We start from the raw sequence: 16,544 nt of genomic DNA, 5'->3' as shown, positions 1-16,544 counted from the left end.
GGGCCTAGCTTTCGCCGAACAGGTCGCGCTGGGCGCTCTCCAGCTCGTCGGCATAGCGCTTGCGGACATGCGCCTCGGTCAGCAGGCCGAGCAGCTTGCCGTCGGGCGCGACGACAGCGAGATCGTCGACGCCGAGCCGGTCGAACACCTGCATCACCTCGGCGATGTTCCTGTCCGGCGTGATGGTGTCGTCGGGATGGCGGGCGAGGGTGGTCACGCTGGCGTGAAGGTCGAGCCCGTCGACATAGGCCTGCGCGGTCGGCACCAGCCCGGCATAATGATTCTTCTCGTTGAGCAGCACGACGCGGCTGGTCGAGCCGAGCGGCGTGCGGCGGCGGAACTCGCCGATGCTGGTGTCCGCGGGCAGGCAGGCGGGCGCGCGCCGCATCATCTTGCCGGCGGTGAGCTGGCGCACCCAGCCGATGTCGCGCGCCGACTTGATGACTTCGCCGCGCAGATGGAGGCGCCAAGTCGAGAAGCTGTAGCCGAACAACTCGCGGACCAGCGCGCTCGCCACCAGCGAGGCGGTGAGCACGATCGCTGTGAGCTGGAAGTCGCGCGTCGCCTCCAGCACGAGGAAGCTCATCGTCATCGGCCCGCCGATCACCGAGACCGCCAGCGCCGCCATGCCGACCAGCGCGGCGTCCTGTGTCCACAGATGCTGGCCGGGCAGCAGCAGCTCCACCACGTCGGCATAGATGCGGCCCACCAGCACGCCGAGGAACAGCGAGGCGAAGAACAGCCCGCCGCGGAAGCCGAAGCCCAGCGACACCGACGAGGCCAGCATCTTCAGCCCGAAGATCGCGCACAGCATGGCGAGCGGCACGTCGCTGGCGAGGGTCAGGTGCAGCGCCTCATGGCCCGCCGAGAGCGCCTGCGGGGCGAGATAGGCGATCGGCATCAGCAGGATGCCCCCCACCATCGGGCGGAGCGCGGGCGGCAGCCCGGTCTTGCGCACGCCGATCTCGAGCAGGCTCACCGCCCGCATCAGCAGGATGCCGACGAAGGCGCAGGCCAGCCCCATGCCGACGAAGGCGAGATAATCGAGATTGCGGGTGATGCCGGTCGACGCGGCGGTGATGAGATAGGGCACCGCGCCCAGCGTCCGCGCGGTGGCGACGCCTGCGATGGTGGCGGCGGCGACGGGCGCGATGGCGGCGGGGGTGTAGGCGCCGATGACGATCTCGAAGGCGTAGAAGGCGCCGGTCAGCGGCGCGCCGAACGCCGCCCCGATCGCCGCGCCCGTGCCGGCGCCGACCAAGGTGCGCAGGTCCGAGCGGCGCAGGCTGAACCAGCGGCCGATCACCGAGGCCAGCCCGCCGCCGATCTGCGCATAGGCTGCCTCCAGCCCCACGGAGGCGCCGAAGCCGTTGGAGATGAAGGTCTGCCCCGTCACCGTCAGGCTGTCGCGGAAGGGCACGGCGCCGCCATGGAGCGCGTTGGCCTCGACCACGTCGACCGGCGTGCGCCGCCGCCAGCGCTGGAGGGCGAGGTGGAGCAGGCCGAGCAGCGCACCCCCCAGCGGCAGCGCCAGCAGGCGCACCGGCTGGAGCGTGGCCATCCCGCTCAGCCGGGTGGTGCCGGGCAGCGCATAGAGGAGATGCTGGAGCATGTGGGCCACCAGCCCCAGCGCCACCGCCAGCCCACCGCCCAGCGCGCCCACCAGAACGGCGAGCAGGATGAAGCTCGCTTCGCTTTGCCGGAACTGGCGACGCAGAATGACGAAATAACGCAGGGTCCTATGGTATCGCACCCGGACGAGCCTCCCCCAGACCCTCCGCCTGTAGCATGACCGCGGGCGCTGTCACCCGTCGAACATGGGCTCAGGCGTGGCTGGCGGTCTCGACGCGCTCCAGCGCCTCGCGCTCGATCTGGCGCAGTTCGACGATGGTCTGCTCGATCGCGATCTTCTGATGCTCCAGCTCGTCGGCGCGCTCGCGGGCGCGGGTGGCGAGGCGGCGCATCTGCTCCACATGCTTGGGATCGGCGTCGTAGAGATCGAGGAACTCGTGGATCTCGCGCAGCGAGAAGCCCAGCCGCTTGCCGCGCAGGATAAGGTGCATCCGCCCCACCTCGCGCCGGGTATAGACGCGCGTCGTGCCCACCCGGCGCGGCTCGATCAGCCCTTTGTCCTCGTAGAAGCGCAACGTCCGCGTGGTGACGCCGAGATCGGACGCGACCTGCTGAATGCCCCTGAGGTCGTTGCCCTCCTCAGCCATGGGTCTTCGCCAGCTCCTCTGCGATCAGCTCCTTCTTGGAGAGCTTGCCGATGAGCGTCTTGGGCAGATTGTCTCGGATTTCGATTTCGCGGGGCATCTCGATCTTGCTGAGCTTGTCGGTGAGGAAGCCGCGAAGCTGCTCGGGCGTGGCGGCCATGCCCGGCCGCAACGAGACGAACGCCTTCGGCGCCTGGCCGCGATATTTGTCGGGCACGCCGATGACAACCGCCTCGGCCACCGCCGGATGCTCGTAGAGCGCTTCCTCGATCGTGCGCGGATAGACGTTGTAGCCGCCGCACAGGATCATGTCCTTCATGCGGTCGACGATGAAGAGATAGCCGTCCTCGTCGAGATAGCCGACGTCGCCGGTCCGGAGCGCGCCGTCGACGAACACCGCCTCGTTGGCGTCCGGGCGGTTCCAGTAGCCCTTCATGACCTGCGGCCCGCGCGCGCAGATTTCGCCGCGCTCGCCCACGGGCAGGATCTTGTGCGGATCGTCGAGGTCACGGATCTCGATCGTCGTGCCGGGAAAGGCCGGGCCGGCGCTGTTGTCCTTGGGCTCGACCCCGAGCGGATTGCAGGTGATGATCGGCGAGGCCTCGGACAGGCCATAGCCTTCGACCACCGGCGTCCCCATCCGCATCTCGAAGCGCTGGCGCACGTCGAAGGGCAGCGGCGCGCCGCCCGAGATCGAGCGCTTGACCGATTTCAGCTTGGCCAGATCGCTGTCGGGCAGGCCATTGAGCGCGCCATAGATGGTCGGCACCGCGAGGAGCTGGGTGCACTGGGTGCGCGCGACCGTGTCCACCATCTGCTTCAGCTCGAAGCGGGGCAGCAGCACCATCTCGGCGCCGGTGTCGACCGAATAGTTGAGCACCGTGGTCAGCGCGAAGACGTGGAACAGCGGCAGCACGCCCAGCGTGCGCTCCTGCTCGTCGGGCAGGTGGCCGACATGGGCGATCATCTGCGCCGAATTGGCGGTGAGATTGGCGTGGGTCAGCATCGCCGCCTTGGGCTCGCCGGTGGTGCCGCCGGTATATTGGAGCACGGCCACATCGTCCGGCTTCAGGGTGACGGGCGTGTGCGGCCGATGGTTGGCGGTGAGCTGCGCGAAGAACATGTGCAGCGCATCGTGCGGGACGTGCGCGATCTCCTTCCGCTTGAGCACGCGATAGGCGATCGACTTGAAGCGCGGCAGCGCCTCCGACAGCGGGCAGACGATCAGCTTGCGCACGCCCACCTTCTCGGCGACATGGGTCACCTTGTCGTGGATCGAGGCGATGTCGACGGTGGCGACGACGCCGGCGCCCGAATCCTCCAGCAGGTGGCACAGCTCGCGCTCGACATAGAGCGGGTTCAGGTTGACCACGATGCCGCCGATGCGCAGCGTCGCGAAATAGAGGATCACATAATGCGGCATGTTGGGCAGGCAGAGCCCGACCCGGTCGCCCGGCTTGACGCCGATATCCTGAAGCCCGCGCGCGGCGTGCTCCACCAGCGTTCCCAATTCCCTGTAGGTCCAGCGATGACCGAGGAAGTCGATCGCGATCCGCTCGCCCCAGCGGGCGACGGCGTTGTCGAGCAGATCCGTCAGCAGCCGCGGCGCGAAGGTGGGGGAATGGCCCGTGGAGCCATCCCCCCGCGGCGCCGGCCGCTCATCGGAATTAACGGCCGGCATGCTCATCAGAAGGTTACGCTCCCGCCAATGGAAAGGATGACGGCGTTGGCGTTGTGCAGCACGCCGTCATTCTGGATGATCGTCTCGAGCGGGGTGCCGACATAGGCGGCCTCGGTCTTGTCGATCGGGTTGCTCTTGATCTTGTCGTAGCTGGCGCCCGCATCGATCGTGAAATGGCTGTTCATGGCGTAGCTGGTGCCCGCCGCGAAGTTCCACCGGTTGCCGTCGGGCACGCGCGGGTCGCGGTTGCCGGCGCCGATCGGCGACAGGTCGCGCTGCACGCCGGCGCGCAGCGTCCAGGCCGGCGTCACCTTGAAGTCCACGCCGCCCGCATAGGTCCAGCTATTGTGGTAGTTCTCCGGCACCGACTGGTCGGCGTTGGCGCCGAGGTTCGAGAGCGCGATCGCGTTGAACTTGCTCCAGCCGAAGCGCGTGATCTGGCCGTTGAGGGTGAGCTGCGGCGTGACATGGTAACGGCCGCCGAAGATCACCTGCCAGGGTGTGGTGAAGTCGGCATGGGCGTCGTCGACACGCTGGTTGGCGCCCTGCGTCGCGAGCAGGCCGGTCAGCCCGTCGATGATCAGGTGGCCCTTCAGATGATGCTTGATCTTCGACTTGTAGCTGACGCCGAGATCGATCTTGTCGTTATGATACTGGAAGCCCAGCGAATAGCCGACGTCCCAGCCCGAGCCCTTGAGATACTGGTGGCCGTCATTGGTGTTGAGCGCCGCCGACAGGCCGGGGCCGACGATCGGGATGCCGGCCAGGCTCGGCAGCGGATCGGGCAGATAGTTGCTGAGCGTCGCGCGGACATATTCCACGTTCGGCCCGGCGCCGATGCTGAGCCCGCCCCTGTGGTAGGCCAGCACGGGCTGGAGATCGAAGGTGCGCAGGCGCGACTTGTCGGCCGCATAGCGGGCCCAGCTATCCGCGTCGTAATTGCTGGTGAAGCTGTACGGCGACGTCATGGTGAAGCCGAATGCGAGGCTGTCGCCGAGCGGCACCGCGAAGCCGCCATTGGGCAGATAGCCGGTGTTGATCGGGTTGTGTGAATTCTGCGCGCCGCCCACCGGATAGGTGCCGCCCGCGATGCTGCCGAGCGCCGGAATGCCGACCGCGGCACCCAGCGGGAAGCCCGGCCGCGTGATCGTCGAATTGACGTTGGTGGCGTCGGCGTGCGGGATGATCGCGGTGAAGCCGAAATAATTCTGGATGCTGTCGATGCCGCCGATCGCGGCGGGGTTCCACCACATCTGCTGCGCGCCCTGTTCGGACACTTCGCCTGAGAAGGCGCGGCCGAGGCCCTTGGTCGACTGCTCTTGGATATAGAAAGCGGCGGCATGGGCCTGCCCCGCCATCGTCAGCGCGGACACCGCGGTGGCGGCGACCAGCGCTCCCTTTCGGGCGATTCCCCTACAAATTCTCATTATGCAACTCCCCTACTGCTTGTTCGGCGGACGCTTACCGTACGCGGGTCCAGGTTTGCGTTTTGCAAAGAGGGACGAACACGCAGCCGCGCAGCTTGAGCGTGTTGGCATCCACCGGCGTGATGCGCGCCTTGTAGATGCGGCCGTCCTCGGCATTGTAGATGGTGCCGCCGTCCCACATGCCGTCGCTCTGGGTGAACCCTTGCAGCATGGTGACGCCCTTCAGGGCACGATCGCGGAGCTTCTCGTCCTTGTTGTTGATGTCCTTCAGCGCCGGATTGGCCTTGATGCCGTCCGACGTGATGAGCGTGCCGCAGATCGAGGATCCGCAGCGCTGGATGTTGACGATCCCGTGGCGGGTTTCGGTCATCCACTGGCCGACGACGCTGTCGGCTGACGGTGCGGCGAGGAACGCCGCGAAAAGCATCGTGATCACGATCGCCTCTCCTCCATATGCTTCTCAACATACCGCGCTCTTGCTGGCGCTTATGATGGGCCGCCTACCGCTACGGCGGGGCGACTCGCAGACTGTGACCGAAAATTTGGTTGACGTATAGGGAAATCATCGCACCTTAAAGGCAACACGGCGCGGCACTGATCGTCCGGGCCATTCCACGGAGAGGATTCGCATGACCGACGTCGTGATCGCAGGGTATGCCCGTTCACCCTTCCACCTCGCCAACAAGGGCGCTTTGGCGCGCGTCCGCCCGGACGATCTCGCCGCCCAGACGATTCGCGGGCTGCTGGAGAAGACCAGGGTCGATGCGGCCGAGATCGAGGACATCGTGCTCGGCTGCGCCTTCCCCGAGGGCGAGCAGGGGCTGAATGTCGCCCGCCTCATCGGCCTGCTGGCCGACTTCCCGCTCCAGGTCGGCGGGGTGACGATCAACCGCTTCTGCGGCTCGTCGATGAGCGCGATCCACTATGCGATGGGCCAGATCGCGATCGGCGCGGGCGAGGCCTTCATCTGCGCGGGCATCGAATCGATGAGCCGGGTGCCGATGATGGGCTTCAACCCGCTGCCCTCGCCGGAACTCGTCGCCAAGCGCCCCGGCGCCTATATGGGCATGGGCGAGACGGCGGAGAATGTCGCCGAGAAATACCAGATCACCCGCGCCGAGCAGGAGGCGCTCGCTGTGAAGAGCCAGCAGAAGGCCGCCGCCGCCCGTGCCTCCGGCAAGCTCGCCGACGAGATCATCCCCATCAGGACCAAGTCCGGCGAAGTGACCGAGGACGGCATCATCCGCCCCGACACCACCGCCGAGATCCTCGCCGGCCTCAAGCCCGCCTTCTCGAAGGACGGCACCGTCACTGCCGGCACCTCCTCGCCGCTGACCGATGGCGCGAGCGCCGTGCTCGTCACGTCGGAGGAGTTTGCGAAGAAGCACGGCCTCAAGATTCTCGCGAAGATCAAGTCGGTCGGCATCATGGGCTGCGCGCCCGAGACGATGGGCCTCGGCCCGATCGGCGCATCGAGGAAGGCGCTGGAGCGCGCCGGCATCACCGCCGCCGACCTCGACGTGGTGGAGATCAACGAAGCCTTCGCGAGCCAGGCGATCGCCTGCATCCGCGATCTCGGCCTGAAGGAAGAGACGATCAACATCGACGGCGGCGCAATCGCCATCGGCCATCCGCTGGGCGCGACCGGCGCGCGCATCGTCGGCAAGGCGGCGGCGCTGCTGGAGCGCGAGGGTGGAAAGTACGCGCTCGCCACCCAGTGCATCGGCGGCGGTCAGGGCATCGCCACGGTATTGGAGCGCGCATAACCATGGCCGACAGCATCAAGAAAGTCTGCGTCATCGGCTCCGGCACGATGGGCGCGGGCATCGCCGCACAGGTCGCCAATGCGGGCGTGCCGGTGCTCCTGCTGGACATCGTCCCCAAGGACGGGGCCGATCGCGACGCCATCGCCAAGGGTGCGGTCGCCAAGATGCTCAAGACCGATCCGGCGCCCTTCATGTCGAAGCGCGCCGCCAAGCTGGTCGAGACGGGCAATATCGACGATCATCTCGGCCGTGTCGCCGAATGCGACTGGATCGTGGAAGCGATCGTCGAGCGGCTGGACATCAAGCAGTCGCTCTATGCCAAGCTGGAAGAGGTGAAGAAGCCCGGCACCGCCGTCTCCTCCAACACCTCCACCATCCCGCTGGAGAGGCTGGTCGAGGGCCGCTCGGACCAGTTCAAGCGCGACTTCCTCATCACCCACTTCTTCAACCCGCCGCGCTACATGCGGCTCCTGGAGATCGTCACCGGCGCGGCCACCGACGAGGCGCTGGCGCGCAAGGTCGAGGATTTCGCCGACCGCGCGCTGGGCAAGCGGGTGATCCGCGCCAAGGATACGCCGGGCTTCATCGCCAACCGCCTCGGCACCTATTGGCTGGCGATCGCGGTCAACGCGGCGATGGATCTGGGCGTCACCATCGAGGAGGCCGACCAGATCGGCGGCGCGCCGATGGGCGTGCCCAAGACCGGCATCTTCGCGCTGATCGATCTGGTCGGCGTCGACCTGATGCCGCTGCTGTCGAAGAGCCTGTCCTCGACGCTGCCCGAGGGCGATCCCTATTTCGACACGATCCGGCCGATGCCGCTGGTCGACAAGATGATCGCGGACGGCTTCACCGGCCGCAAGGGCAAGGGCGGCTTCTACAAGCTGGAGAAGGGCGCGGACGGCAAGCGCGCCAAGTTCGCGCTCGACCTCGCGACCGGCGAATATCGCCCCGAGAAGAAGCCCGAAAGGCTGCCCGGCAAGGCCGACAAGGATTTGGCCGCGCTCGTCACACTGCCCGGCAAGAGCGGCGACTATGCGTGGACGATCCTCGGCCATGTCCTGTCCTATGCGGCCAAGCTGGTCGGCGAGGCGGCGGACGATATCGTCGCCATCGATGATGCGATGAAGCTCGGCTATAACTGGAAGTTCGGTCCGTTCGAGCTGATCGACAAGCTCGGGCCGGGCAAGCTCGCCGAGCGTCTCGCCGCCGAGGGCCGCCCGGTGCCGGCGCTGCTCAAGGCCGCGGGGACCAACCCCTTCTACCGCGTCGAGAACGGCAAGCGCCAATATCTCGCCGCCGACGGCAGCTATCGCGATGTCGTCCGCGCCGAGGGCGTGGTGCTGCTGGAGGACATCAAGCGCGGCGCCGAGCCGCTGCTCAAGAACGCCTCCGCCTCGCTGTGGGATGTGGGCGACGGCGTCGTCGTGCTGGAGTTCACCAGCAAGATGAACTCCTTCGACGAGGAGATCATCAAGCTCATCCAGCAGGCGATCCCGCTGGTGAAGGCGCAGTTCAAGGCGCTGGTGGTCTATAACGAGGGCTCGAACTTCTCGGCGGGCGCGAATCTCGGCCTCGCGCTCTTCGCGGTCAACATTGCGGCGTGGAGCGAGATCGACAAGCTGATCGCCGGCGGACAGCAGGCGTTCAAGGCGCTCAAATATGCGCCATTCCCGGTGGTCGCGGCGCCGGCGGGGCTGGCGCTCGGCGGCGGGTGCGAGATTTGCCTCAACTCGGATGCCATTCAGGCGCACGCCGAGACGTACATCGGCCTCGTCGAATGCGGTGTCGGCCTCGTGCCGGGCTGGGGCGGCAATGGCGAGATGCTCGACCGCTGGCAGAAGGCCAAGGCGATGCCCAAGGGGCCGATGCCCGCTGTCGCCAAGGTGTTCCAGACCGTCTCGACCGCGACTGTCGCCAAGTCGGCCGCCGAGGCCAAGGAGCATCTCTTCCTCCGCGAAACCGACGGCATCACCATGAACCGCGACCGCCTGCTCGCCGACGCCAAGGCCAAGGCGCTGGCGCTGGTGGACGGCTATGCGCCGCCCGAGCCGCCGGTGTTCAGGCTGCCGGGCGAGAGCGGGCGCGTCGGGCTCGGACTCGCGGTCAAGGACTTCCAGAAGAAGGGGCTCGCCACCGCCTATGACGGCGTCGTCTCCGATCGTCTGGCCGAGGTGCTGACCGGCGGCGAGGCCGATCTCGTCGACACCGTCACCGAGGAGCAGTTGCTGCGTCTGGAGCGCAAGACGTTCCTCGCCAGCGTCAAGGATCCGCGCACGCAGGCCCGTGTCGAGCATATGCTCACCACCGGCAAGCCGCTGCGCAACTGAGAGGGCAAAGACGATGCAGACCTATGACGCGCCGCTGCGCGACATGCGCTTCGTGCTCCACGAGCTGTTCGAGGGCGACGGCTTCGGCGGCCTCAAGGCGCATGAAGAGTTCACCCCTGACCTGCTCGACGCCGTGCTGGAGGAGGCGAACAAGCTCGCCAAGGACGTGCTGCTGCCGCTGAACGCCAGCGGCGATCTCGAAGGGTGTCACTACGAGAATGGCGTCGTCCGCACGCCCAAGGGGTTCAAGGAGGCTTACGACACCTTCCGCGAGGGCGGCTGGACGGCGCTCGCCTCCGATCCGGAGTGGGGCGGGCAGGGGCTGCCCGAGACGGTGAACAAGCTGGTCGAGGAGATGATCTGCTCGACCAACCTCTCGTTCAGCCTCTATCCGGGCCTCACCCACGGCGCCACCACGGCGATCGAGAGCCACGCCACCGACGCGCTCAAGCAGGCCTATCTGCCCAAGATGGTGTCGGGCGAATGGTCGGGGACGATGTGCCTCACCGAGTCGCATTGCGGCACCGACCTCGGCCTGCTCCGCACCAAGGCCGAGCCTCAGGCGGACGGCAGCTATAAGATCACCGGCTCCAAGATCTTCATCTCGGCCGGTGACCATGACCTGACGGCGAACGTCATCCATCTCGTGCTGGCGCGGCTTCCCGATGCGCCCAAGGGCTCCAAGGGCATCTCGCTCTTCATCGTGCCCAAGTTCCTGCCCAAGGAGGATGGCACGCCGGGGCCGTCCAACGGCGTCTCGGTCGCCGCGATCGAGCACAAGATGGGCATGAAGGCGTCCGCCACCTGCCAGATGAATTTCGATGACTCGACCGGCTGGATCGTCGGGGAGGCGAACAAGGGCCTGGCCGCGATGTTCACGATGATGAACACCGAGCGGGTCTCGGTCGGCGTGCAGGGGCTGGGCATCAACGAGATCGCGTACCAGTCGGCGGTGGCCTATGCGAAGGACCGCTTGCAGGGCCGCTCGCTCTCCGGCCCCAAGCGCCCGGACCTGCCGGCCGATCCGATCATCGTCCACCCGGATGTGCGCCGGATGCTGATGACGATGCGCGTCTATGCGGAAGGGTGCCGTGCGCTCGGCCAGTGGTGCGCCCGCGCGCTCGATGCCGAGAAGCATTCGGACGACCCAGCGGTGAAGCAGCGCGCCACCGATTTCATCGCGCTGGTGACCCCGGTGGTGAAGGCGCTGTTCACGGATTTCGGCTCGGAGGCGGCCAATCTCGCGGTCCAGACCTATGGCGGCCATGGCTATATCCGCGAGCATGGCGTCGAGCAGTTCGTCCGCGACAGCCGCATCGCCCAGATCTACGAGGGCACCAACGGCGTGCAGGCGCTCGATCTCGTCGGCCGCAAGCTGCCCGCGAACATGGGGCGGAACCTGCGCCCCTTCTTCCACGCCGTCTCCAACCTGATCGAGGAGATGGGCGCGCCCGAGGACAAGGCGCTCAAGGCCTTCACCGGCGGCCTCCAGCAGGCCTTCGGCGCGCTCCAGCTCTCGACCGGCATGATTGCGCAGAAGGGGTTGAAGGACCCGGAGGAAGCCGGCGCCGCCGCCACCGACTATCTGCGGCTGATGGGTCTGGTGGGCCTCGGCTACACCTTCCTGAAGGCCGCGAAGATCGCCACCGACAGGCTGGCGGCCGGCGCGGGCGAGGATGCGGGCTTCTACAAGGCGAAGCTCGCCACGGCGTCCTTCTTCTTCGATCGCATCCTGCCGCAGGCGACGGCGATGTTCCTCGCCATCAAGTCGGGCAAGCGCTCGCTGATGGCACTGGAGGCCGAGGCCTTCTGATTGTGGGAGCCGCCGCTGCTCAATGCGGGCAGCGGCGGCTCGCCCAGATCAGGATTTCCGCCCAGAAACGCGAATAGCTGGTGGTCCGCAGCGCCCTTCCAGCGCGCGGCCCCCGATGCGAGATGTTGGCCATCACTTCCCCCCGACAGGCCCGAACGTGAACAGCCCTCGCATATAATTCATGATGATGACGGTTTGTGTCTGCCCGTTTCCGATGGTGATGCGGGCCTTGTCGGGCGGCGGCTTGCCGTGGGTGACGGGGGGATTGCCCGCGAAGCCGACGCCGTCGTGCCAGATGCTGAAGCTGCGCTTGTTGTCGCGATCGTGGATCAGCGCCAGCGCATAGGTGCCGGGCGCGGGCGCGCGCAGACACAGCTTCACCGGCCCGCTGGCGAGGGGCGCCTCGACGACGCGGCGGAAGGTCTTGCCGGCGGCCAGCAGATCCTTGTCGCCGGCCAGGAAATCCTTGGGATCGGAGGAATAGAGTTCCAGCCGCAGGACGCCCGTGCGGTCCTTCAGGCCCTCGACACTGACCTCGATGGTCGGGCTGTTGTCGCCGGGGCGGCAGCGGCCTTCGTCGGTGCCGGGCTCCGGCCCGGAGGGGGGCGGCGCGGCGGCCACCGCGAGCAGCGCCGCGAGGAGCAGGCCCACCCGCCGCATCAGGCCTTGCGCGGCCGGCGCGGCCGCATCTCGTTCGCCTGCCACGCGATCAGCGAGGGCAGGCCGATCACGATGTCGCGCGCGCGCTTGATGAGCGACAGCGCCACCGCCGCCTGCGGATCAAGGCCCAGCATCGGCCCCAGGAGCACATAGCCCGCCTCCTGCACGCCGATCGCGCCGGGAATGACGAAGGCGGCGGCGCGGATCGCGAAGATCAGGCTTTCGAGCGCGATCACCCGCCACACCGGGATCGGATCGCCGATCAGCTCCAGCGCCAGCGCGCCGAGCAGCGAGGCCGCCAGCCAGCCGAGCAGGTTGAGCAGGAAGGACATCGCCACCGCACCCCGCCGCCGGTAGATGTCACCGAGTTCGGCATGGAGCTTGTCGAGCGAGATATGCGCGTTGGGCAGCAGATGCCCGGCGAGCGCGCCCGCGAGCTTCAGCATCGGCCGCTGGAGCAGGATGAAGGCGCCCGTCATCGCGATCGTCACGCCCGCGCCGGCCCACGCCAGCGGCGCGACATGATGCTGCGTACCGTCGACCAGCACCGAACCCAGCACGACCAGCCCGAACAGGGTGAACACCACCTGCCCCGCCATCTCGGTGGTGAGATCGACGACCATCGCGGCATAGACGCGCGGACCGGGGAGGCCGGCGCCGGTCAATGTCCGCGCCCCGACGACGAGGCCGCCGACCTGGCTGAAGGGCAGCAGGTCGTTCGCCCCTTCGCGCGCCATCCGCGCCCAGGTGAAGAGCGGCCATTGGCGCAGCGGCTGTCCCGGCATCGAGGCGAGCCACGCCGCGCCGAGGATGGCGGAGAGCCCGAGGCTGCCGAGGCAGAAGAGCGCGAAGCCACCGCTCCCCATGCGCAGCGCGGCATGGGCGAGCGCGGCGAAGCCGACCGAGCCGATCGCCCAGATGGCGGCGCCGAGGCCGGCGAGGGTCGCCAGCGCGATCGGCCAGCGGAGATGGGACGTCACGGGGATTTCGGGCCTTTCGTGAAGCGCGGCACGGCTTTGCTCATGCCGCCATATTCCGCCGCGCCTGTACCTCGGCGAAACGACAGAGTTGGATGTCGCGCCCCGCCACGACGGCGCGGACGCCGGGATCGAGCAGCGCGGCGAGTTCGGCGCGATAGGCATAGCCCGGCGCGGAGCCCGGATATTCGTCCGAGGTGGCAGGGTGGCAGTAGAGTTCGGAAACGCCGTCCGGCAGCCGCTCGACTAGGGTGCGGACCCGCTCGGTCGTCATATGCCCGCTCCAGGCGAGGCCGAGCACGCGATCCGGCACCACCAGCCCGGCGGCGCGGAAGCGGCGGGCGACGCTCTTCGCATAGGGTCCGGCGATGCGGCCGACGAGCGTCTGCGGCGTGGGCTCGATCGCGGCGATCATCTCCAGCGGCTCGACCGGCGCGCGGGCGGCGGCAAGCCCGTAGCGGCGGCCGACCGAGAGGATCAGGCCTGCGATCGTCGGGTGCAGGTGGAAATGCTTGTGCGCGTTGACATGGTCGAGCGGGAGCCCGGTCGCATGGAAGGCGGCGAACTGCGCCTCGATCTCGGCCGCAAGCTGGCGGCGGACGGACGGACGGAAGAAGAAATTGACGCCCGCCAGCGCCATGTTGGTGCGGAAATGGCCGGTCTCGTCGACGAGGTCCGGAACCTCGGCGACGGGCAGCATCGGTCGCCCCTCGACCAGCACGAGGTGCAGTCCCACGCCGAGCGTCGGCAGCCGCTTCGCGCGCTGGACGGCATCGGCGGCGGCATCGCCCGCCACCATCAGCGAGGCGGCGGTGAGGATGCCCTGCGTATGCGCCTGCTCGACCGCCTCGTTGACGGCGAGCGATGCCCCGAAATCATCGGAGGTGACGATGAGGCGCTTCACTTCCTTCCTCCCCGGAACGGGGAGGGGGACCATGCGAAGCATGGTGGAGGGGCAGGCGCCACGGAGCCCAAGCAGACCCCTCCACCGGCCTGCGGCCGGTCCCCCTCCCCGAGCGGAGCCCGGGGAGGATGGAAGGTCACGCAGCCTTCTTCCGATTGTGGAGGAAGGAGAAGAACTCCATGCCTTCGCGCAGGCGGCGCTTCATCATATCCCAGTCGCGCAGCATCTCGCCGACCATCGCGCCCATCTTGCGCGGGCGGAAGTAGAAGCGCTTGTAGAACTCCTCCACCTTGTCGAAGATCACCTCCGACGAGAGGTGCGGGTAGCTGAGCTGCGCGATCTGCGTGCCGCCGTCGGTCAACAGATGGTCGCTACCGTCGAACCACTTGTTCTCGACCGCCTGATTATACAGGAACGTCCCCGGATAGGGCGCCGCCAGCGACACCTGAATGGTGTGCGGGTTGATCTCGATCGCGTACTTGATCGTCTCCTCGATCGTCTCCAGCGTTTCGCCGGGGAGGCCGAGGATGAAGGTGCCGTGGATCGTCAGGCCGAGCGCGTGCGCGTCCTTGGTGAACTGGCGCGCGACATCGACGCGCAGGCCCTTCTTGATGTTGTGCAGGATCTTCTGGTTGCCGCTCTCATAGCCGACGAGCAGAACACGGCAGCCGCCTTCCTTCATCGCCTTGAGCACCGGCTGCGGCACGTTCGCCTTGGCGTTGCAGCCCCACGTGACCGGGAAGCCCGGCTTGCCGAAACCGAGCTTCTTCAGCTCGCCCGACAGCTCGACGACGAACTCATGCGCGTCGGCCAGCGTGTCGTCGTCGAAGAAGATCTCCTTGATCTCGGGCATTTCCTTGAGGATGTACTGGACCTCCTCGATCACCTTGCCGACGGTGCGGTGGCGATAATTGTGCCCGCTGATCGTCTGCGGCCAGAGGCAGAAGGTGCAGCGGCTCTTGCAGCCGCGGCCCGTGTAGAACGAGACATAGGGGTGGCGCTGATAGCCGCCATAGTACTTCAGCAAGTCGAGGTCGCGGCGGTAGATCGGCGAGACCATGGGCAGCACGTCCATGTCCTCGATCTGCGCGCGGTCCTTGTTGCGCACGATCTGGCCGTCGGGCGTGCGCCAGGTGATGCCGTCGATCTCCGCCAGCGGGCGGCCTTCGGCGAGCTCCACGCAGGTGAAGTCATATTCCTCGCGGCAGACGAAATCGAGCGCTTCGCAAGCCTCGAGGCTCTTCTGGTCCTCGATCATCACCTTGGCGCCGACCATGCCGACCAGCGCCTCGGGATTGCGCTCCTTGATCAGCTCGGCGGTGCGCATGTCCTGGTTGAAGCTCGGCGTCGAGGTGTGGAGGATGATGAGATCCTTGTCGTCCACCTCATGCTTGATGTCGTCCCAGCTCTGGTCCTGCGCGGGGGCGTCGATCAGGCGCGAGCCCTCGATCATCGCGGCCGGCTGGGCGATCCAGGTCGGATACCAGAAGGATTTGACCTCGCGCTTCATCTGGTAGCGGGCACCGGCGCCGCCGTCATAGCCGTCGAACGAGGGGCCCTGCATGAACAGAGTGCGCAGCGTCATGGGTATCGAGTCTCCGTCTCGGCCGTCATGCGGCCGTCATCGGCCATATGAAGCCGGCTGCCGCGCCAATCAACACGGCGGGTGAAAAAGGCCCCGAGATAGAGGCCGAATGACAACAGGTCGCGGGCCGGCAGCCACCAGAGCGGCGCGGTGCGACGGCCCACCCCATAGTCGATCCGTGCCGCAAGTGCGAGCCGGGAGAGAAGGGCTGCGACGAGCACCCACCAGCCGGCCCCCGCGATCACCGCCAGCAGCGCGAAGGCGGTGGGGTAGGTGACGACGCTGCCCGCATAGCCGGCCGGGTCGAGCATCCGGACGGTCGCGTTCCAGCGCAGCTCATGGGCGACGAGCTCGGCGAGACTCGTCTCGGTGGAGCCGTGAGTCACGATCATCGGGGGTACGACGACGGAGAGTCCCGCCTCACGCACCGCTGCGCCGATCGCATGGTCGTCGGCGAGCAGATCCTTGAAGCGCGCGAACCCGCCGATGGCGTCGAGCGTCTCGCGGCGGATCGCGATGGTCGAGCCCATGCAGGGGTGCGCCATGCCGGTGGCGAGGCCGATCATCACGCTCGGCAGGAAACCCCACGAGATTCCGGCGGCGGCGAACTTCGACCAGCCGCCGGCGTCGCCGCGCCCGGCGTAGAGGAGAGTGACTGCGCCGACGCCCGGTTTCGCCATCTCGGCGGTGATGCGGGCGGCATAGTCGCGGGACACCGCCATGTCGCTGTCCGAAAGGATCAGGAGGGGGGCGGTTTCTGTGCTCATCATATTGATGATGTTGGATATTTTGCCGTTGGAGCCGGCCCGGCGGTCATCGGCCACCAGTGTCAACTTCGTCAACTTCGCCTGCATCCCCCGCACGACGTCGGCGGCGGGATCGGTGGGATCGGCGATCCCGCACACCATGTCGATCGACGCGGGATAGTCCTGATCGAGGAAGCCCCGAAGCTTCTCCTCCAGCATCGGCTCCGGCCCGTGGAGCGGCTTCAGCATCGTGATCGAGGGCGCGTCGGCTGGCGCCTCGGCGGGGCCATGCGGCCGCCAACGTCCGGCCAAGGCCGTGGCGGCGAGCGTGTAGGCGACCCCGATCATGGCGACGAACGCTAGGGCCATCGAGATGAAGCCGGGCACACCAAATCCTTAAACGCGCGTCATGATGGGCGCTTCTCGCTTTCCAAATGCC

At 67.4% G+C, this 16,544-nt stretch carries 13 protein-coding genes; 3 read left to right on the top strand and 10 right to left on the bottom strand.

What is annotated here, in order from left to right; genetic code table 11:
- Window positions 1–4: 4 nt before the first annotated feature.
- The 5 genes from ST3T6A_RS0116010 to ST3T6A_RS0115990 form a co-directional block, all read right to left on the bottom strand.
- Window positions 5–1,753: a chloride channel protein gene (locus ST3T6A_RS0116010; protein WP_019833964.1), complete on the bottom strand. Its 1,749-nt coding sequence runs from the start codon at window positions 1,751–1,753 to the stop codon at window positions 5–7.
- Between the two features lie 70 nt (window positions 1,754–1,823).
- The gene (locus ST3T6A_RS0116005; protein ID WP_019833963.1) at window positions 1,824–2,219 is read right to left on the bottom strand and encodes a MerR family transcriptional regulator; all 396 of its coding nucleotides are present in this window, start codon (window positions 2,217–2,219) and stop codon (window positions 1,824–1,826) included.
- Window positions 2,212–3,903, bottom strand: a complete 1,692-nt coding sequence (locus tag ST3T6A_RS0116000) for a long-chain-fatty-acid--CoA ligase (RefSeq protein ID WP_019833962.1) — start codon at window positions 3,901–3,903, stop codon at window positions 2,212–2,214. The genes ST3T6A_RS0116005 and ST3T6A_RS0116000 overlap by 8 nt, the downstream gene beginning before the upstream one ends.
- The gene (locus tag ST3T6A_RS0115995; RefSeq protein WP_019833961.1) at window positions 3,903–5,270 is read right to left on the bottom strand and encodes an OmpP1/FadL family transporter; all 1,368 of its coding nucleotides are present in this window, start codon (window positions 5,268–5,270) and stop codon (window positions 3,903–3,905) included. Before ST3T6A_RS0115995 ends, ST3T6A_RS0116000 begins: the two co-directional genes overlap by 1 nt.
- Window positions 5,271–5,358: 88 nt before the next feature.
- Window positions 5,359–5,751, bottom strand: coding sequence for a DUF2147 domain-containing protein (locus ST3T6A_RS0115990; RefSeq protein WP_157602956.1), 393 nt, complete (start codon window positions 5,749–5,751; stop codon window positions 5,359–5,361).
- Window positions 5,752–5,953: 202 nt separating this feature from the next.
- Between ST3T6A_RS0115990 and ST3T6A_RS0115985 the strand changes: the two genes are divergently transcribed.
- Genes ST3T6A_RS0115985 through ST3T6A_RS0115975 form a run of 3 tightly spaced genes read left to right on the top strand, consistent with a single transcriptional unit; the run spans window position 5,954 to window position 11,233 of the window.
- Window positions 5,954–7,090, top strand: a complete 1,137-nt coding sequence (locus tag ST3T6A_RS0115985) for a thiolase family protein (protein ID WP_019833959.1) — start codon at window positions 5,954–5,956, stop codon at window positions 7,088–7,090.
- A gap of 2 nt (window positions 7,091–7,092) precedes the next feature.
- Complete coding sequence (locus ST3T6A_RS0115980) at window positions 7,093–9,420, top strand: 3-hydroxyacyl-CoA dehydrogenase/enoyl-CoA hydratase family protein (RefSeq protein WP_019833958.1); 2,328 nt, start codon at window positions 7,093–7,095, stop codon at window positions 9,418–9,420.
- 13 nt (window positions 9,421–9,433) lie between these two features.
- Window positions 9,434–11,233, top strand: coding sequence for an acyl-CoA dehydrogenase C-terminal domain-containing protein (locus tag ST3T6A_RS0115975; RefSeq protein WP_019833957.1), 1,800 nt, complete (start codon window positions 9,434–9,436; stop codon window positions 11,231–11,233).
- 132 nt (window positions 11,234–11,365) lie between these two features.
- Here ST3T6A_RS0115975 and ST3T6A_RS0115965 read toward each other — a convergent pair whose 3' ends face one another.
- The 5 genes from ST3T6A_RS0115965 to hpnI form a co-directional block, all read right to left on the bottom strand.
- On the bottom strand, window positions 11,366–11,938 hold the full coding sequence (locus ST3T6A_RS0115965; protein ID WP_235785832.1) for a DUF2141 domain-containing protein: 573 nt from the start codon (window positions 11,936–11,938) through the stop codon (window positions 11,366–11,368).
- The gene (locus ST3T6A_RS0115960; RefSeq protein WP_019833954.1) at window positions 11,893–12,873 is read right to left on the bottom strand and encodes a lysylphosphatidylglycerol synthase domain-containing protein; all 981 of its coding nucleotides are present in this window, start codon (window positions 12,871–12,873) and stop codon (window positions 11,893–11,895) included. Before ST3T6A_RS0115960 ends, ST3T6A_RS0115965 begins: the two co-directional genes overlap by 46 nt.
- Window positions 12,874–12,913: 40 nt before the next feature.
- A complete protein-coding gene (gene hpnK, locus ST3T6A_RS0115955) occupies window positions 12,914–13,774 on the bottom strand; it encodes a hopanoid biosynthesis-associated protein HpnK (RefSeq protein ID WP_019833953.1) in 861 nt (286 codons plus the stop codon).
- A 136-nt stretch (window positions 13,775–13,910) separates the two neighbouring features.
- Window positions 13,911–15,359, bottom strand: coding sequence for a hopanoid biosynthesis associated radical SAM protein HpnJ (hpnJ, locus tag ST3T6A_RS0115950; protein ID WP_019833952.1), 1,449 nt, complete (start codon window positions 15,357–15,359; stop codon window positions 13,911–13,913).
- On the bottom strand, window positions 15,356–16,492 hold the full coding sequence (hpnI, locus tag ST3T6A_RS0115945) for a bacteriohopanetetrol glucosamine biosynthesis glycosyltransferase HpnI (protein WP_019833951.1): 1,137 nt from the start codon (window positions 16,490–16,492) through the stop codon (window positions 15,356–15,358). Before hpnI ends, hpnJ begins: the two co-directional genes overlap by 4 nt.
- Between the last annotated feature and the right edge of the window lie 52 nt (window positions 16,493–16,544).

Origin of the sequence: Sphingomonas sp. PR090111-T3T-6A (genome assembly GCF_000383095.1) — a bacterium.
In the GTDB taxonomy this organism is placed as follows: Bacteria; Pseudomonadota; Alphaproteobacteria; order Sphingomonadales; family Sphingomonadaceae; genus Solisphingomonas.
The sequence above is the reverse complement of the archived record's forward strand: the minus strand, read 5'-3'. Positions and strand labels throughout refer to the sequence as shown.

Bases quoted from the DNA above. Each gene is read 5' to 3' on its own strand.
- ST3T6A_RS0116005 (WP_019833963.1), bottom strand. From the start codon at position 2,219: ATGGCTGAGGAGGGCAACGACCTCAGGGGCATTCAGCAGGTCGCGTCC.
- hpnJ (WP_019833952.1), bottom strand. From the start codon at position 15,359: ATGACGCTGCGCACTCTGTTCATGCAGGGCCCCTCGTTCGACGGCTAT.
- ST3T6A_RS0116000 (WP_019833962.1), bottom strand. From the start codon at position 3,903: ATGAGCATGCCGGCCGTTAATTCCGATGAGCGGCCGGCGCCGCGGGGG.
- ST3T6A_RS0115985 (WP_019833959.1), top strand. From the start codon at position 5,954: ATGACCGACGTCGTGATCGCAGGGTATGCCCGTTCACCCTTCCACCTC.
- ST3T6A_RS0115980 (WP_019833958.1), top strand. From the start codon at position 7,093: ATGGCCGACAGCATCAAGAAAGTCTGCGTCATCGGCTCCGGCACGATG.
- ST3T6A_RS0115975 (WP_019833957.1), top strand. From the start codon at position 9,434: ATGCAGACCTATGACGCGCCGCTGCGCGACATGCGCTTCGTGCTCCAC.
- ST3T6A_RS0115990 (WP_157602956.1), bottom strand. From the start codon at position 5,751: ATGCTTTTCGCGGCGTTCCTCGCCGCACCGTCAGCCGACAGCGTCGTC.